General features: G+C 55.8%; 13 protein-coding genes. 7 read left to right on the top strand and 6 right to left on the bottom strand.

The features are described from left to right. Positions 1–30: 30 nt before the first annotated feature. Complete coding sequence (locus tag Mal52_RS23750; protein ID WP_145379003.1) at positions 31–990, bottom strand: HDOD domain-containing protein; 960 nt, start codon at positions 988–990, stop codon at positions 31–33. Positions 991–1,498: 508 nt separating this feature from the next. Here Mal52_RS23750 and Mal52_RS23745 point away from each other — a divergent pair. Together Mal52_RS23745 and Mal52_RS23740 are read left to right on the top strand one after the other, a co-directional pair. Further along, positions 1,499–2,827 (top strand): DUF1501 domain-containing protein, encoded by a 1,329-nt coding sequence (locus Mal52_RS23745; protein ID WP_145379002.1) that lies wholly within the window; start codon positions 1,499–1,501, stop codon positions 2,825–2,827. Positions 2,828–3,362: 535 nt separating this feature from the next. After that, complete coding sequence (locus Mal52_RS23740) at positions 3,363–3,758, top strand: BlaI/MecI/CopY family transcriptional regulator (RefSeq protein WP_145379001.1); 396 nt, start codon at positions 3,363–3,365, stop codon at positions 3,756–3,758. A 9-nt stretch (positions 3,759–3,767) separates the two neighbouring features. On the opposite strand, the gene Mal52_RS23735 is transcribed toward Mal52_RS23740, so the two are convergent. Together Mal52_RS23735 and Mal52_RS23730 are read right to left on the bottom strand one after the other, a co-directional pair. Then, complete coding sequence (locus Mal52_RS23735; protein WP_145379000.1) at positions 3,768–4,466, bottom strand: hypothetical protein; 699 nt, start codon at positions 4,464–4,466, stop codon at positions 3,768–3,770. A 21-nt stretch (positions 4,467–4,487) separates the two neighbouring features. Then, the gene (locus Mal52_RS23730) at positions 4,488–4,730 is read right to left on the bottom strand and encodes a hypothetical protein (RefSeq protein WP_145378999.1); all 243 of its coding nucleotides are present in this window, start codon (positions 4,728–4,730) and stop codon (positions 4,488–4,490) included. Positions 4,731–4,962: 232 nt separating this feature from the next. Here Mal52_RS23730 and Mal52_RS23725 point away from each other — a divergent pair, with 232 nt between their 5' ends. Next, positions 4,963–6,489 carry a hypothetical protein gene (locus Mal52_RS23725; RefSeq protein ID WP_145378998.1) on the top strand — a complete coding sequence of 509 codons (1,527 nt, stop codon included), beginning with the start codon at positions 4,963–4,965 and terminating at the stop codon, positions 6,487–6,489. Positions 6,490–6,618: 129 nt separating this feature from the next. Then, positions 6,619–7,086, top strand: a complete 468-nt coding sequence (locus Mal52_RS23720; protein ID WP_145378997.1) for a universal stress protein — start codon at positions 6,619–6,621, stop codon at positions 7,084–7,086. Positions 7,087–7,099: 13 nt separating this feature from the next. Here the strand turns inward: Mal52_RS23720 and Mal52_RS23715 are convergent, their stop codons facing one another. From Mal52_RS23715 to Mal52_RS23705, 3 genes are read right to left on the bottom strand one after another with little or no spacing between them, the layout of a single operon-like run. Then, complete coding sequence (locus tag Mal52_RS23715; RefSeq protein WP_145378996.1) at positions 7,100–7,573, bottom strand: hypothetical protein; 474 nt, start codon at positions 7,571–7,573, stop codon at positions 7,100–7,102. Between the two features lie 37 nt (positions 7,574–7,610). Beyond that, positions 7,611–9,143 (bottom strand): hypothetical protein, encoded by a 1,533-nt coding sequence (locus Mal52_RS23710; protein WP_145378995.1) that lies wholly within the window; start codon positions 9,141–9,143, stop codon positions 7,611–7,613. Continuing rightward, positions 9,140–10,330: a hypothetical protein gene (locus tag Mal52_RS23705; protein WP_145378994.1), complete on the bottom strand. Its 1,191-nt coding sequence runs from the start codon at positions 10,328–10,330 to the stop codon at positions 9,140–9,142. The genes Mal52_RS23710 and Mal52_RS23705 overlap by 4 nt, the downstream gene beginning before the upstream one ends. Positions 10,331–10,861: 531 nt before the next feature. On the opposite strand from Mal52_RS23705, the gene Mal52_RS23700 reads away from it, so the two are divergent. From Mal52_RS23700 to Mal52_RS23690, 3 genes are all read left to right on the top strand, one after another. Then, positions 10,862–11,959, top strand: a complete 1,098-nt coding sequence (locus Mal52_RS23700; RefSeq protein ID WP_145378993.1) for an MraY family glycosyltransferase — start codon at positions 10,862–10,864, stop codon at positions 11,957–11,959. Positions 11,960–12,022: 63 nt separating this feature from the next. Beyond that, complete coding sequence (locus Mal52_RS23695) at positions 12,023–14,374, top strand: O-antigen ligase family protein (RefSeq protein ID WP_145378992.1); 2,352 nt, start codon at positions 12,023–12,025, stop codon at positions 14,372–14,374. Positions 14,375–14,461: 87 nt separating this feature from the next. Beyond that, a complete protein-coding gene (locus Mal52_RS23690) occupies positions 14,462–15,646 on the top strand; it encodes a DUF1573 domain-containing protein (protein WP_145378991.1) in 1,185 nt (394 codons plus the stop codon). Positions 15,647–15,720: the final 74 nt, after the last annotated feature.

Genomic DNA, 15,720 nt, shown 5'->3' with positions numbered 1-15,720 from the left:
GACCAGTAGTCCAGATGGTCAGCTAGATTGTTACGACGCAAGCCGCGTCAAGGTTCCATCCGCGTAAGCATCAGCGCTGTTCGCCGCAGCTTGACAGCGCCGCGCTAAGGGAAAGTCATTTTTGACACCCATGGCATTTTCTTCGTGCAACGCGTCGACTCTTTCTGCGATGGTCACCAGATCAAACGCTTTCCACTTGGTCTGCAGACGTTGCAGCAAATCCAAGCCCAGGCGACTTTGACGCAGTTGATCGGGCAGCATGGCCGAGAGAGCGACCGCAGCTGCGGGTGAGCGTCCTAGAACTTCGTGGCTGAGAATCCGCAGTCCAAAATGGTGAGTCAGCATGCAGCAGACGAGTTCATCGGGCAGCTTCCACCGCCGCGCCAAACAAGCACCGGCGAGGGCGTGGTCCCAACCGAACACGGCTTGCTCAAATTCCGGCAAGCCTTGCGTTTGTTGCTCGCGGGTTTGAATAAATTGCATGTATTCATTCATTAGGTCGTTGGAAAGCACCGGCAACAAGAAATCTTGTAGCAGCGCTCCGGAAAACGCAACGTCTTCATCGGTCTTGAGCAGTTTGGCAATTTCCCGCGCGAACAAGGCTTTTTGCAGGTTCGCATTCCAGAACGACGATTGGTTGATCAGTTTCGATTGCCGTGACTGCACCGCTCCTCGCATGCCGGTGGTGATCACAAAGTTTTTCGACTGCCGCAGGCCCAACATCGACATCGCTTGATGTACGTTTTTGGCTTTGTTGCGCAGGCCGACATAGGTCGAATTCACATGCCGCAGCAATTCAACCGTCAATCCGTTATCGGTCTCGACGATCTTCGCCAACTCCAGTAAGTCGACTTCGTCTTGGCCCGCTTTTTCGGTGAATTGCGTCACCGCATGCGGTAGCGCCGGGAGTTCCAATGTCGGCGGCAATTCAGCCAGCGTAAAACTTCCCAATGAATCGTCGAGAATCGACGACCATGCAATATCCGCCATGAGGAAATCCAACATCTGAAATCGAGGAGAATCAATCAGCCCGCAAGGCACACTCGTTAGCGTGATGCCGCCTTCTACCAACCTGTTTCCCCACGGCTGGATCCGGTGCGACGCATCATCGCTGCAAGTATAGTTCACGAATTTAGAGTGCTCGCTCGCTCACTTAGGGTTTCTATGGGGTCGGACCTCCGAACAGACGTTAACTTCGATAGAACCGCGCCAGTTGGTCCTCAGCATTGCGCAAACGCAATTACTAAAGCAGCCATTGCTTCAGCGCGGCAACATCGGCAAGGACCGAAAATCCACAGTCCGTGGCTTGCGGTCATTTCTTAAAAAGGATGACTTTTACGACCCCAAAATCACCCGGATTCGGCCTGAATTCATTTTATGTAGACTATGCCCCAACTTGCCGATGACGTAGAATGAAAGCATCAAAGATATTGCATGCATTGGGCACGCTGTCTTGGTTGTGCACGTTTGTACCGCGACTAGTTTTCAAGGGACTTCGATGTTAACGCTGTTGGGATCAAGTGCGCCATATTGTGACGGATTGTCGCGCCGCTCGTTTCTACAAATTGGCAGTCTGGCTGTCGGTGGGTTGAGCCTGCCGCAACTCCTCGCCGCCGAAGACGCCGCTGGAACAGGAACGCGCAAGCATTCGGTGATTATGGTCTACCTGACCGGGGGACTTTCGCACCAAGATACCTTCGACCTCAAGCCCGAAGCACCCGACGGGATTCGCGGCGAGTTTAACCCGATTGATAGTAACGTTCCCGGGATTCAAGTCGGAAACCTGTTGCCCAAAACGGCGCAACTGATGGACAAGATCGCGGTGATTCGTTCGATCGTCGGACTCCGCGACGAACATTCCAGCTTTCAAAACGTAACCGGCTTCCCCAAAGGGGAAAGCGAGCGAGACGGCCACCCAAGTTTCGGTTCGATCATCTCCCACGAAGTCGGCTCGGCCGATGGAGTCACGCCCGCGTTTGTCGACCTGTTTCCGACGATGCAACACCGTCCCTACAACAGTCCCGGTTCGGGAGTCCTAGGCCCCACGCATGCCGGCATCAAAGCCGATGGCGAAGATCTGGCCAGTATGAAATTGCGGTATATCGAAGGGGGCCGCTTCGACAACCGTCAAAAACTACTTGCTAGTCTCGATGATTATCGCCGCCAGGTCGACAACGAACAATTGAGCGGCGTCGATTCGAATTACGAACGGGCCTTCAGCGTGTTGACCTCCAGCAAACTGGTCGACGCGCTCGACGTAGAAAACGAAGACCCGCGACTTCGCGAACGATACGGCAAAGGCTCGGCAAAGCATCTGGGCGACGGAGCCCCGATGTGGAACGATCAACTACTCGCCGCCCGCAGACTGGTCGAAGCAGGTGTCCGCTGCGTCACCGTGGCCTATGGATTCTGGGATACCCACGGCAATAATTTTGGCCACTTGAAAAAACATCTGCCGCTGTTCGATACGGGTGTCTCGGCGCTCGTGCAAGACATTTATGACCGCGGACTGGATCAAGACGTCTCCGTTGTCGTCTGGGGCGAATTCGGACGCACACCGAAAATCAACGACAAAGCAGGACGCGATCACTGGGCGCGGGTTAGCCATGCATTGCTATCCGGCGGCAATATGCCGACGGGGCAGGTGATCGGTTCGACCGACAAAATCGCCGGCGAAGCACAAAGCCGTCCCGTGCATTACCAAGACGTGTTGGCGACGTTATATCACAACCTGGGCATCGACCCGCACCGTTTCATTCGCCGCGCCGGCGGAGCCACCGTCCCCATCCTGCCCGGCAGCGCCAGAATCATCTCCGAACTCACCTAGGCGGCTCAGGCGGCTCAGCCGCTTGGTGCGAGCTTCCGCTCGGTTTTTAATAGGCCGCTCCCGTTGGTCGCTGCGCATCGTTACAACTTTCCTCCCTCTCCCTCTGGGAGAGGGCCGGGGTGAGGGTCTTCGCACTGCCGAGTGGTTCTCCATACCAACACATCGCTTGTGCACTTTTTGAATTCTCGCAGTACGATGTTCGGACAAAGTTTTGCCGCGTCGCCTTGGTTAGGGGGACTGATCGTCCTACGCGAGAAAGGTGCGTCGCGACGCATCCTACGGTGCTGCGCATCGTTACAACTTTTCTCCCTCTCCCTCTGGGAGAGGGCCGGGGTGAGGGTCTTCGCACTACCAACGAATCTCCCCCTACAACACGTTTGTAGAACTATTCAAAACTGTCCTACACTGGCAGAAGCTCCGCCGGGACGCGCCTGACGGCATCGTCCGCCGCACGAATTGCCGTTGACAGTAACGTTGCCCGCAGTAGAATTCCGCTCTTGTTGTTGCGTCAGTTACCTCATGGCATTTGAGACCCATGGCCCGAGCCCAACTTCCCTATCCTACACCCAAAGAACTCGAAGTTCTGCAAGTGCTCTGGGAAGAAGAACCGTGTTCGGTCCGGCAAATGATGGAACAACTTGGTCGACGGCGGCCGCGAGCCTATTCGTCCGTGTTGAATTTGCTAAACACGATGACCGACAAGGGCCTGTTGATGCGCAAGGCACATGGATCGGCCTATCTTTACAAAGCCCGCATCGACCGGGAGCGGACCAACGGCGGACTGGTTAAGGATCTCCTCAACCGCGCCTTCTCCGGTTCCGCCGCATCGCTCATCACCCACGCACTCAAGCAGGGCAAACCCACCGCTGAAGAATTGGACGCGATAACCCGCGCTATCAAAGATTACCGCGGCGGGCACGGAGTGCGGTGAAGGTTTTGGCTAGGACTGCATTTTGTCGATGCCTGCATCGGCGATGTCGTTTACCGTCTGTCGAATAAATTCCCACGATTCACGGTGGTAATGCGCCGGCAATTCCAAAGTGTCACCATCATGAAAGCGAGCATGGTCTCCTGCTCTTTCGCGATAGAGCGAATTGACGATCCCGTTGTTATGTGCCAACAAGTCGCGGGAGGCTTTGATTTCTGACAGGCGTTGCACTTGATTGCTATCGAGACAAGAAATGCCGGTGGTTTGCTCGATGTAGTTCATCCACTTTGTAATGGGGCCGTAGGCGACGTCAAGCAGTCTTTTTTCGATGGCCCGTTCAACGATCTCCGATTTGTCGTGACATGTAAGAATCGTGGCAACATCGACTTGCTGTTTGCCCAGCGAGCCAGGATGGGCACGAAGCCACAGCTTCATAAAATCGACTGCGAACCATTCAAACAACGCGATGAAATGTTGGAAGGTCGCCGACGAGAGGTAACTTGCGACATACTTTTGTCCAAGCAGCGAAAGCTCCGGTCCCCGAATCGTAGAACCCGTTGGCGCATTTTTAATCAAAATGGAACGCCCCTGATGAACCATGTTTTGCACAAGCCGCCACGCGGCTGATGTATTCCAATAGTAGTCATGAGCGTCATTGAGCGCTGCCACTGTGTCATTGCGCAATTGATCGATATCATCCACCAAAGGCATGCGTGCATCCAATTCTAATAATTAGGCAGCGCAATCGAGTATTCGTTGGACTTCTTGCTTATCAATTCCTTTACCGAGATTAATCACAGAAATCTCCGGTTCCCCATCCAATGAAATAGCGAATTCATCGACCCAGTAGGAAATCTGGCTGTCGTCCAGCACTGCGCAAACGGCACCCATCTGCCGGATGGGGACCATGATATAGGGGCCATCGTTGCCATCGCCGGAAACGACCAATTTCTCATTCGTTGAACTGTCGATCATTCTCCACCTCCTCCTCGCTTTTAAATTCCGCGACGAATTGTTTACACATAATATCAGAAATTCGTCCCGTCGGCCGGAGTAAACCTATTGTATACAACTGTCCACTCCTCTGGCAAGTTTAGTTGTATCCTTAAATCTATAGACCGGAGTGTTACCGTTGCTATGATCCAGACGGGCAATCAAATTCGCGTTTTGTTTCCACCACGGTAACTCTCCCCAGGAGGACCGACTCATGTCTACACATGCTACTCGACGGGACTTTTTACGGGGTGCCTCTGCGACCGGGCTGTTTGGATTATCGGGCACGTCGTTTCTCGCGCAATTGCCGGCTGTCTCTGCGGCTGAGGCGAAATTGGATGCGGCAAAGGTTCATTTCGGGGCGGAGATTGAACCGACAGTTCGATTGCTGGAAGAGACGCCGCGCGAGCAGTTGCTGGAGAAAGTCGCGGCGAGGATTCACGGCGGGCTCAGTTATCGCGAAGTCTTAGCGGCGCTGCTGTTGGCCGGTGTCCGCAATGTGCAACCGCGGCCGTCGGTCGGATTTAAATTCCATGCCGTGCTCGTGGTCAATTCGGCGCACTTGGCAAGCCTCTCTTCTCCCGCTCAGGATCGCTGGTTGCCGATTTTTTGGGCGCTGGACGAATTCAAAGATTCGCAGCAGCGCGACATCACCGAAGGGGACTGGACGATGGCAGCCGTTAACGAAGCGGCCGTTCCCCCTGCGCACCAAGCCCGCAAAGCGTTCAAGACCGCGATGGATCGTTGGGACGTCGCGGGGGCCGATGCCGCTGTTGCCGCTTTGGCGCGGACTGCCGGTGCGAACCAGGTGTTTGAATTGTTCGCGCACTATGCTGCTCGCGATTTTCGCAGCATCGGACATAAGGCAATCTACGTCGCCAACAGTTGGCGGACGCTGCAGTGTATCGGCTGGCAAAATGCCGAACCAGTGTTGCGGTCGTTAGCGTATGCGTTGCTCAACCACCACAACGAACCCAATCCCGCTGATAGCGACCTGGCGCCCGATCGCCCTTGGCGAACCAACGCGGCACTGGCCGAAACCATCCGCGCTGAATGGACCGGCGGCGAAGTCAATTCGGCAGCGACGACCGACTTGTTATCAGGCTTGCGGAGCGGAACACCCGACGACGCTTGTGCTGCTGTCGTGCAGATGCTCAATCAGGGAATTGCTCCGCAATCGATTTACGACGCCTTACTCGTCGGAGCGGGTGAACTGTTGATCCGCCAACCCGGTATTGTGGCGCTGCATGCAGTCACCTCGACGAATGCGCTGCGGTATCTGTTTAGCACCAGCAGCCGCGACAAAACCCGGCGGATGCTGCTTTTGCAAAATGCCGCGTTCTTAACGCTGTTCCGCGAAGCGATGCACGGGCGAGGCAAAGTCGGCGACACGCGGATCGATCAACTCCAACCAGCGGCAGTGCCGGGGGATTCATCGGCGCTCGCGCAAATCTTCAACGACGTGAGCAGTGATCGCGGCATGGCGGCTGAGAAAGTTCTCGGATACCTCGACGCCGATCAACCCGTCAAACCGTTGATCGACGAAGCGCGGCGGCTGATCTTCATGAAAGGCAAGAACGCGCACGATTACAAATTCAGTTCGGCCGTCTTGGAGGATTATTATCATGTCTCGCCGACTTGGCGAAATCGATTTTTAGCGTCGAGCGTCTATAACCTGCGCGGATCAAAAGACGTGGACAATGTGTTGGTCCAACGGACGCGTGCCGCATTGAGTTCCTGATGGTTCCAATGCAGTAGAAACACAATTTGGCAACCAAGCATCGTGCTACCGAATTCGCTAGCTGTTGAATTCAACCGTCGATGGTCGGTAGGATGCAGTGAGATTCAGCCGTATCACGAGGAGCCAGCTATGATCAAGTTACAACGCATTTTGGTACCAACCGATTTCAGCGCCTATTCCGAAGAGGCCATGACATACGCTTGCGCATTCGCCGAGCAATTTGAAGCTGAGTTACATGTGGTACACGTCCTGCAGGATTTGGTGGGGGTCGTGCCTGATCCGGGGGTCGCATTTCCGCCGCCGGGTGATTACATGGGCGAATTGCAGACCAGCGCCGAAAAGGCTTTGCTGCAGATGCCCGCTCCCGAATGGGCAGCCAAACACACTGTCGTCCGCGCCACACGACAAGGCCCGCCATTCTTAGAAATCGTTCGCTATGCCAAAGAGCTGGAGATAGACCTGATCGTCCTGGGAACGCACGGCCGCGGCGGCTTGGCACATGTGCTGTTGGGCAGCGTTGCCGAACGAGTCGTCCGCAAGGCCCCCTGCCCTGTCCTGACAGTCCGTCCCGGTGAACACGAATTTGTGATGCCGTAACAGCATCAGGCCATTACACCACTTCCACCGGCGTCTTGCATTGCGGACAAGCGGTTTCGTTTGGCAGTAATCGTTTGCCGCAAATTCGGCAAGCGCGTCCTGAAGAATGCTCCGACTCGCTGTTGATCCCGTCCAGGTAGTCCTTGACCACAACTTGGCAGCGGGGACAGGCCGTCTCACGCGGCAGCATGTTTCCGCAACAAGCCGGACATTTCCCCGCAGCAACCGCCTGTTGCGGATCGCGTCGCCATAGTGCGAGGTCGTCCAGTTCGGCCTTGCAATGCGTGCACCAATGCTCGCGTGGCAGGAACTTGGTTCCACAGACCGGACAAACCCGCGCAGAGGCAACCGGAGACGAATCGCCTGCGGCGTCATCATTGGCAAATGCGACTGTGCCTCCACAACTCGGGCAGGTTGTCGACGCCGTCTGCCACCCCTCGGGAATGCGGATCTGATGTCCACATTCGCACTCGACCTCTATCGGCACCGTTCACTCCTGTTCGGATTAAAATTCGGGAGGCGGATCATGGGGTCAATTTGACTTGCCCTATCGCAGTGACCTTCGCTTCTGGGCTTCCATCGCGACGGGACAATCGTACCGCTAATTGCGAACCGGTTGAATCTCCGTATAACCAAAATTCATCCACTTGTCCCTGACTGGCGATTCGCAAGATTTTAGCCGGCTCGCTGGCCATGGCCTTGCGGAGTTGTGTTGCAGTCATTTTGAGGACCGGACGTCCTTCGCGCATCGCCCGCTCGATGTCGGATTCGTCCTGCTCATCCCCGCCTCGCGGGGCACGCCACTTTCCGTTTTGCAGTTGATAGCCCAAGCGGCCCAGTTTGGCTTCGATTCGTTCGTTTCCGGGATTGCGTTCGGCAGCGGTCAGTAACAAATCAGTCGCCCGTTCGGGACGATTGAGCATCGTTACATATTCCTCAGACAAATTCAGTAACCCCTCGGTGTCCTGTTCGTCCAGTCGATTCCGGCGATGTTCCAACCACGCCTCGACGACTTCTCGCCCTTTATCCGGTTGTTGTTGGTCGTCGTAATGCTTCTGCAGGTCCAGAATGTCCGCGCGCGACAGCGTGGCAACCTGTTCCGTACGAGCTTTCAAAGATTGATCGCGGTACTCCTGGGCTAGGTCACGAAACTCAGGGATCTCGCGATCGATCAGATCAGCAATTTGAAAACCGTTCTCGAAATTCTTATCCAGTTGATCCTGCAAACGCGCCAAAATTAAATCCGACATCAAGATACGATGCAGCAGCGTGCGCTGAGTCGCTGAGGCTCCTTCGTAGCTCGTTTGCGGATCGGCTTTGTACTGTTTTCGTAATTTCGGTTGCGGCTGGGGTAAGGGGATTTCACTGCCGGGCAATTCAGTGGCTGCCTCTGAGATGGCGACTCCCAAATCGGCCACCGACTTCGCCTGATCCCGCATCAACACAAACGCTTCAAACAACAAATTCTCTTGCAGCGCTGGCAAGAGACCATACGTCTCAGCTTTGGCTGCCAACTTCTTGAGGCGAACGGCATCCTTGCCGCGTGCAGCGGCCCGCTCAATCGCTATCCCCTGTGCATGGGCTTCGCGCCCCAGCATGGACATCTTGTCATCCTGATAAAATGTTCCCTGCCCGGTTGCCCATTCGCCCAGTTCGTACCAGCCTTCCAGCGATTTCTCGTTAAGGCGGCGTTTCCGCAATTGAAATTCTTCCTCGTCGCTTGGCAGGGTTTTCACCGCACTGATATAGACCACATACCGATTCCCCTCTCGGACGACACGACCGTCGATCTGTACTTTCGCCACATCGCGGGACAGTTTTTCCATCAGCCGTCGCGACTTGAACCGCACCTCGCAGTGCAGCAGACCTATTTCCCGGGTGCTGGCCAAAGACTTGCGGCCGATCACGCGCACGTCGAGCCCCACGAACTTCTCGAACACCTTGTTGAATTGCTGCACTGTGAATGATCGGAGCGGCGCCGCTGTTGCGATGTTCGTTGTTCCAACCAGCAGGCAACAAAAAATGGCAGCGGTTGTAATGACTTGGCGGATGTTCATTTCGCCACTCCCAGCATCTCGGCTTGTTGTCGCAAGGTTTCGGTCGACTCCTCATCCAAGGCAAAGCCGAGCAGTTCATAAGTCCGCGGATCAGTCCAGAAGAAAAACGAGTCATCAGCAATGCGGATATCCCAGGTCTTGTGTTTCGTGCCGCTCGCCTGACAAGACTGCACGCGGCCCGCAAAAATCACACGCTGTGCCCCATCTCCGACGACGTGCTCGGCAAACGATTCGCCGTCGATCACGAAAAACGCCGAATTGTTTTCCAACATCAACGGTACCGCGATGCGGACCTCCGCATCTGGATCGTCGTGGCTGACCGTTGTATCGACCACCACCCACTGGTCACGGTATGTCAGGTCAAACAGGCTCTCCCAGGAGGTGAGCGCTGTTTCGCTACTGGCTTCGACCGCCGATGCGAGCATGTCGGGCACCGAAGTCGGCAGCAACTCCACGGCCGCCCGGACTTCCAGAAATAATTGATGCAAAAGCCGCGATTGCGGGTCGTCACTACCGAGTATCTGCAACGCCTCGTCAACTTTTGTGAATTCCTGATCCGCTGCCGCTAAATCGCCTGCGTCGAGCGCCTGCTGCCCCAGTTTGCCAGCCCGCGTGCGTACGACTTCAGCATTGGCGACGCTCCGCGAATGTAAGACGGCATAACCAGTCAGCAGCAACACCACTAAGATCCCCGCGGCGATGGCGCGAAACGGCGTGATGATTTTGAATCGCCGCTGACGCAAGTCACGAATACCATGCACATGGTCGACTTGCACTGCTTGGGTGGGACCTACCTTTTTCGGTGACCGTTTTGCCTTCGGGTTCGACCGCCCTTTGGGTTTCTTTGGGCTGGGCGGCTTTTTGATCAACTTCTCGGGAGCAATTGTGATTGCATCCGCCGGACCGGGGGGGAGGTTGTCACTTGAGGCGGACGGCTCCTCGATAATCTCTACCTCATCGTCGGACTCGTCGGTCACACCCCGATAAGGGACCTCCGGCGGCGGATAGACGCTTTCGGGGAAGACGAACATCTCATGGTTGCAGTCACCGCAGCGGATACGTTGCTCACGCTCCTGGCGGACGCCATTGATAACACCTCCGCAAACGCAGACCAAGCGGAACGGCTCGGGCGGCACCGGTTCGGGCGTTTTGAAGGCGGCTTTGGCCTTGGTGAGCCATTTAGGCATGTGGTTGCTCGAGTCGCATCGAGATGAACAGAAATATCGGCAACAGCCGGTCGAAAGTCAGTCGCCGGACGGGAAATACGCTAGGAGACGGGTCGTAATTCATTATCGGGCGGAAATGGTGACCGGTCAATCCCGCCGGGAAACCGGTGTCATCACATCCACCGCAAACTTTCGATGCTTGCGGATTACGGATTTCGAAAAACGGTATTCATCATTTTTCAGGCTTCGCAACGTAAGGGGGGGAAAAGGGGACACAAACATGGCCCCGCAACGCAACCAAAACGCCCTGTCCATCGCAATCGCGTCGTCTGTAACGGTTACGCGGGAAAACGATGGGCGGATTTTGGCTCAGGTGACCGTCGAGGGGGGATTTCCCTGTTGTCGGCGGTCGGTTTTGGGAAACTGGTGGCTGTGGGTCCTTCTGGTGTGGGAAACCCTCACCCCGACCCTCTCCCAGAGGGAGAGGGAGAAAGAATTGTGAAACCTCAGCCCCTCTCTGAGAGGGCGGGGAAACATGGTGCGAGATATTCTATGGTTTTGTTGATTATTGCCTGTGCAGCCTCGGGGTTTTTCATTTCCGCGGTTGTAACGGCTGTGGTGCGGGCGATGGCGCCGAAGTGGGGATTGGTCGATCAACCAGCGGCGCGGAAGGTCCATGAAACGCCGACCGCCCTCGGCGGAGGGATTGGGATTTGGCTGGGGACGGTCTTGCCGTTGGCCGGTGCGCAGCTATTTTTGTCGTCCTCAACCATCACACAGTTACTCCCGGAAGAATTGGCTGCGCATGTCGCCGGGATCGGCGCACGGAGCGGCCAACTGTGGGCCATCATCGCTTGGGGAACCTTGTTGGCCGTGATGGGGTTGATTGACGACCTTAAAAACCTCCCCTGGGCACCGCGGCTGGCCGTACAACTGATCGCTGCCATCGGTTTGGTTTCGATGGGTGTCCGCGCCACGTTGTTCGCCGATGCGGCTTGGATCGGCGCGATCGTAACCGTGTTGTGGATTTTGGTGCTGACCAACTCCTTCAACTTTTTGGACAACATGGACGGGCTGACGTCCGGCATCGGTTTGATCACGTCGGTGATTTTTGCGCTGATCATGCTCACCAGTACCTCCGAACCGCGCTGGTTCGTCGCCGCATTTTTACTGATTTTAGCGGGATCGCTCGGCGGGTTTTTATGCCATAACTTTCCACCGGCAAAAATTTTCATGGGAGATGCCGGGAGTTATTTCGTCGGCCTGTCGATCGCCAGCATGACCGTTGTCGGTACATTTTACGAATACGAAAAAACGCCCCCCTATGTGATGTTAGCGCCGCTGTGCGTATTGGCCATTCCACTGTACGATTTTTGCTCGGTGATGATCATCCGACTGTCCGAGGGGCGCAGTCCGTTTCATGCTGACAAATGTCATTTCTCGCATCGCTTGGTCGAATTAGGCCTCAGCCGCCGCGATGCCGTGCTCACCATTCATCTGGCGACATTGACGACGGGACTGGGGGGGCTGCTACTCTATCAGGTCTCCAACTGGGCGGGCGCGTTGATCGTGGTGGCATTGATCCTCTGTGTCCTGGCTGTGATCGCAATCCTCGAAACAGCCGCTCGCCGCCATCAGAAAAAACAATAAGACGCGCTGCACCAGCGACTCGGTCGTGCGGCCGGTCAGGTGGACCATCGCGGTAAGAACTTTATGAGCAAATCCGGGCGCAGTGCCCCTCCACAAACCGAATCACCGCCCGGCGAGGCGCCGACCATCATCGAGACGCTGCTCATCGCGGCTGTCGCGATGTTGCTGGTGTGGCGACTGTTGTCTCCCACCGAAGGCGCGACACTCGGTTTGGGATTGTGGATGGCGCAATTCAGTTTTGCCGCGCTGGTGTTGTGGTCGGTTGGATACTGGCGAGGAAAGGTTCGCGGCTTTCAGTTTCACAAAGTTGATATTGCTGTCGCACTGTTCGTCGCCGGGCATCTGATTTCTGGATTATTGGCGCTCACCGGCGACGCCAATCAACGCGCGACGATCAACATGCTGGCCGAATGGGCCGGTTTGGGCGCGACTTATTTCTTGATGCGGCAGACGTTCACAACTTGGGATATCCGCCGGCAAATCGTGGTCATCCTCCTGGCCAGTTCGGCAGCGCTGGCTGGCTATGGATTGTGGCAACATTATGTCTGGTATCCCCAAACAGCAGCCCAATATAAAGAGATCCGTGGCAAGCTCGACGAATTGTCGCAGCAGCCCACCACCGGGAGCAACGTAGCTGCTTCCTCGCGGTTGAAGCGGCAATTGATCGAAATGGGCGTCCCGACCGGTTCGCTGGAAGGCTCAGGACGCATGGGCTACGAAGCCCGTTTGTTATCGAGCACCGAGCCGTTAGGGCGATTCGCCTTGGCCAACACCTTCGCCGGCCTGCTGGCCGTCTGGTTGATTGTTTTACTGGCGGTGTTGGCACAGCGATTTGCGAACTCCGCTTCGCAACCGGTGCCCATGGCTCATTGGGTGTGTGGCATCGGATTGGCGCTGTTGATCGCCGCGTGTCTACTGCTCACGAAGAGCCGCACGGCCTACGTCGGCACGATGGTCGGAGGAGTGGCAATCTTTCTATCCATGATCACCGCGCGAACGACACTCCCGCGACATACATGGCGAATCGTGATTGCGGCGGTGCTGGTGATTGCCGGATTGGTGACGGCGATGGTCATGAGCGGCGGATTGGATCGCTGGGTCGTTGCCGAGACGCGCAAATCCTTGGGGTATCGCCTGGAATACTGGCAAGGAACCTGGGACGTAATCCGCACGCACCCGCTCGTCGGCATCGGTCCCGGGAATTTCCGCAACCATTATTTGCAATACAAACGCCCTGAATCGAGCGAGGAAATCTCCGATCCGCACAATGCACTGTTGGATGTATGGGTCAACGGCGGCCTGATATCCGTAGTCGGTCTCGCTGCGATGGCGGTCCTGTGCATCGCCACCATCCGGCGATCCAGCGGCCGGCTCCCCGTCCAACTCTCAGATTCTTCACTTGAGCCTGCAAAACAGAACCGAAAACCCCAGTCGCAACGTCCCGCTGGTCAGATCATGATTCCTATTCCCCAGGCGAGTACCTGGGGGGCATTTTTAGCGTTTTGTGTGGTTGGTGCGACCGAGTTTTCCGCGGTGACTTGGTGCCTACTGGCCGTTTGGTGCGTAGCAATGCCACTGGCCGGTAGGGCGATTGAGCTAAATTCTCCACGGCCGGCCGTTTTTCTCATCGCCGCTGCGACGCTGATGGTCCATCTATCGGGAGCGGGCGGAATTGCCATGCCGGCGCTCTGCCAAATGCTGTTGCTGTGCGTGGCGATGATACTGCCGCCTGCTGCCCCCCCCGCGTCAGCCCGCTCACTACCACACTGGGCCGGGATCGCCGCTTTGGTCTTGTCACTGGGAATCAGCCTCGCCTGTTGGCAATTTGCCACAGCACCGGTTTCTCGGGCGAGTCAGCTGCTTGCTGAGGGGGACTACCAATTGTGGGAGCGGGGCAATCCGGTCCGGGCTCGGCAGGCGTATCTAGCGGCGACTGTGGCCGACCCCTATGCGGGCGAATCTTGGCGAAAACTGGCGGAATTGGAGTTGGGGGGTGGGTTGGCGAAATCCGAGGAGACTCGGGAAACGGTGCGAAAAGCTACGGAAATGTTGCGAAAATCGCTGGAGAAAAACCCACGATCTTGGAACAATTTTCGTATTTTGGGAGAGTATTACCTTCAAGCCAACCTGCGGCTGCAGTCTCCCGAGTTGGCAGGCGAGGCCGTGGCGGCATTTTCGAGTGCAGTTGAGCTATATCCCAACTCTGCCGAAATCCGAGGACGATTGGCCGAGGCCTTGTTCCGGGATGGACGGGTGGCGGATGCACAGCGTGAAGCTCGATTCGCGCTACAGTTGAACGAAACCACGCAGCAGGCAGGGCATGTTGACCGTGTATTACCCGAAAAAACGCTGGAATTGTTAAGAAAAATGGCGAATCAGGCAGACGCGCCGGTCCCCCCTTCTGAATCTGATTGACCGTGTGGGGGATCAACTTACAATAAACGGGTCATTACACTTTTCTAGTGCGTATGTTCATTTCCGTAATCGCAAGAGACTGAATTCATGAAGGCAAAAGATATTGTCATCGCGATGATACTGGGCGGAGTCGCACTTGGCGCCGCTGTAGTCGTGAGCAATGCCAGCAATTGGATGGCCGAGAAAGACTCGGAAACGACTTCCGAAGACTCTGGTATCGATTCCTATTTAAAAACTGTCGGCCCGCCTCCCAAAGCCGTGGTCGATGATACCACGTACGATTTCGACGTCATGGAGCGTGGTTCGGAAGATGAGCATGTCTTTCAGGTGCGAAACGACGGCGAAGGGGTCTTGCGCATCATCAAGGGCAAAGCCACCTGCACCTGTACAAAATTCATGCTCAAAGATGACAAAGATCTCGAGCGGGTCGAACTGCAACCCGGCGAATCAATGGACGTCACCGTTGCCTGGAAGGTCAAGGACACCGCACAGGAACAGTTTAAGTCTGTGGCGCCTTTGAATACGAACGATCCCGACAACAAATACCTGGCCCTCACAATCGTCGGAAAAGTCGCCTATACGATGTTTGTCTACCCGGCACGGACGTTCATCGCGCCTGATGTCGTCGGAGACGAACCGGTCCGTACCTCGGGCATTATCGGGTCGCGATTGCTGGAGGACATCGAACTGGTCTCCGCTGTGTCCGACTCGGAATTCGTAGAGGTCACTTACGAGAAACTCGAATTTAAGGATGAACGCGCCGAAGGGGTCAATGGAAAATGTGGGTACCGCATCGACGCGCTGATTCAACCGGACATTCCTGTCGGCAAATTTAAGGCACCGATCAAAGTCACCATGAGAGCCCCGGACGGCAAGGAATATGTGGAAGAACTGTCGGTTGTCACCACGCGGACCGGCCCGATTAAAATTGTCGGAAAGAGTTTTGATGCCCACACCATGACGCTTGATTTCAAGGGGTTCGATATCACCGATGGGGTGACTGCCGAATTGAGCATGTTTGTCAGCGTTCCCGATGATGCCGAGACTTATGACTTCAATGTCGTCGATTCCACCAACGAATATGTGCAGATGAGTATCAAGCGCGATACGAATTTTAAGGGACAAGCACTTCAACGATACGTGCTGAAATTCGAGATTCCCCCCGATACGGTCGAGATTCCCGATAACAAAGGACGTGCCGAATTCATTGTGGAAACCAGTCACCCTGACATTAAGTCCATCCAGTTTCGTACGAAATACCAGGCTTATTGAGCCGACGGCATTTGCCGAGAACGCCACACCATAGAAAACAGCCCTTGGATTTATTGACGGCTTGCGATAGAAAC

The sequence above is a fragment of the Symmachiella dynata genome (genome assembly GCF_007747995.1).
GTDB classification, from domain to species: domain Bacteria; phylum Planctomycetota; class Planctomycetia; order Planctomycetales; family Planctomycetaceae; genus Symmachiella; species Symmachiella dynata.
This window is presented reverse-complemented; position numbering and strand designations above follow the sequence as displayed.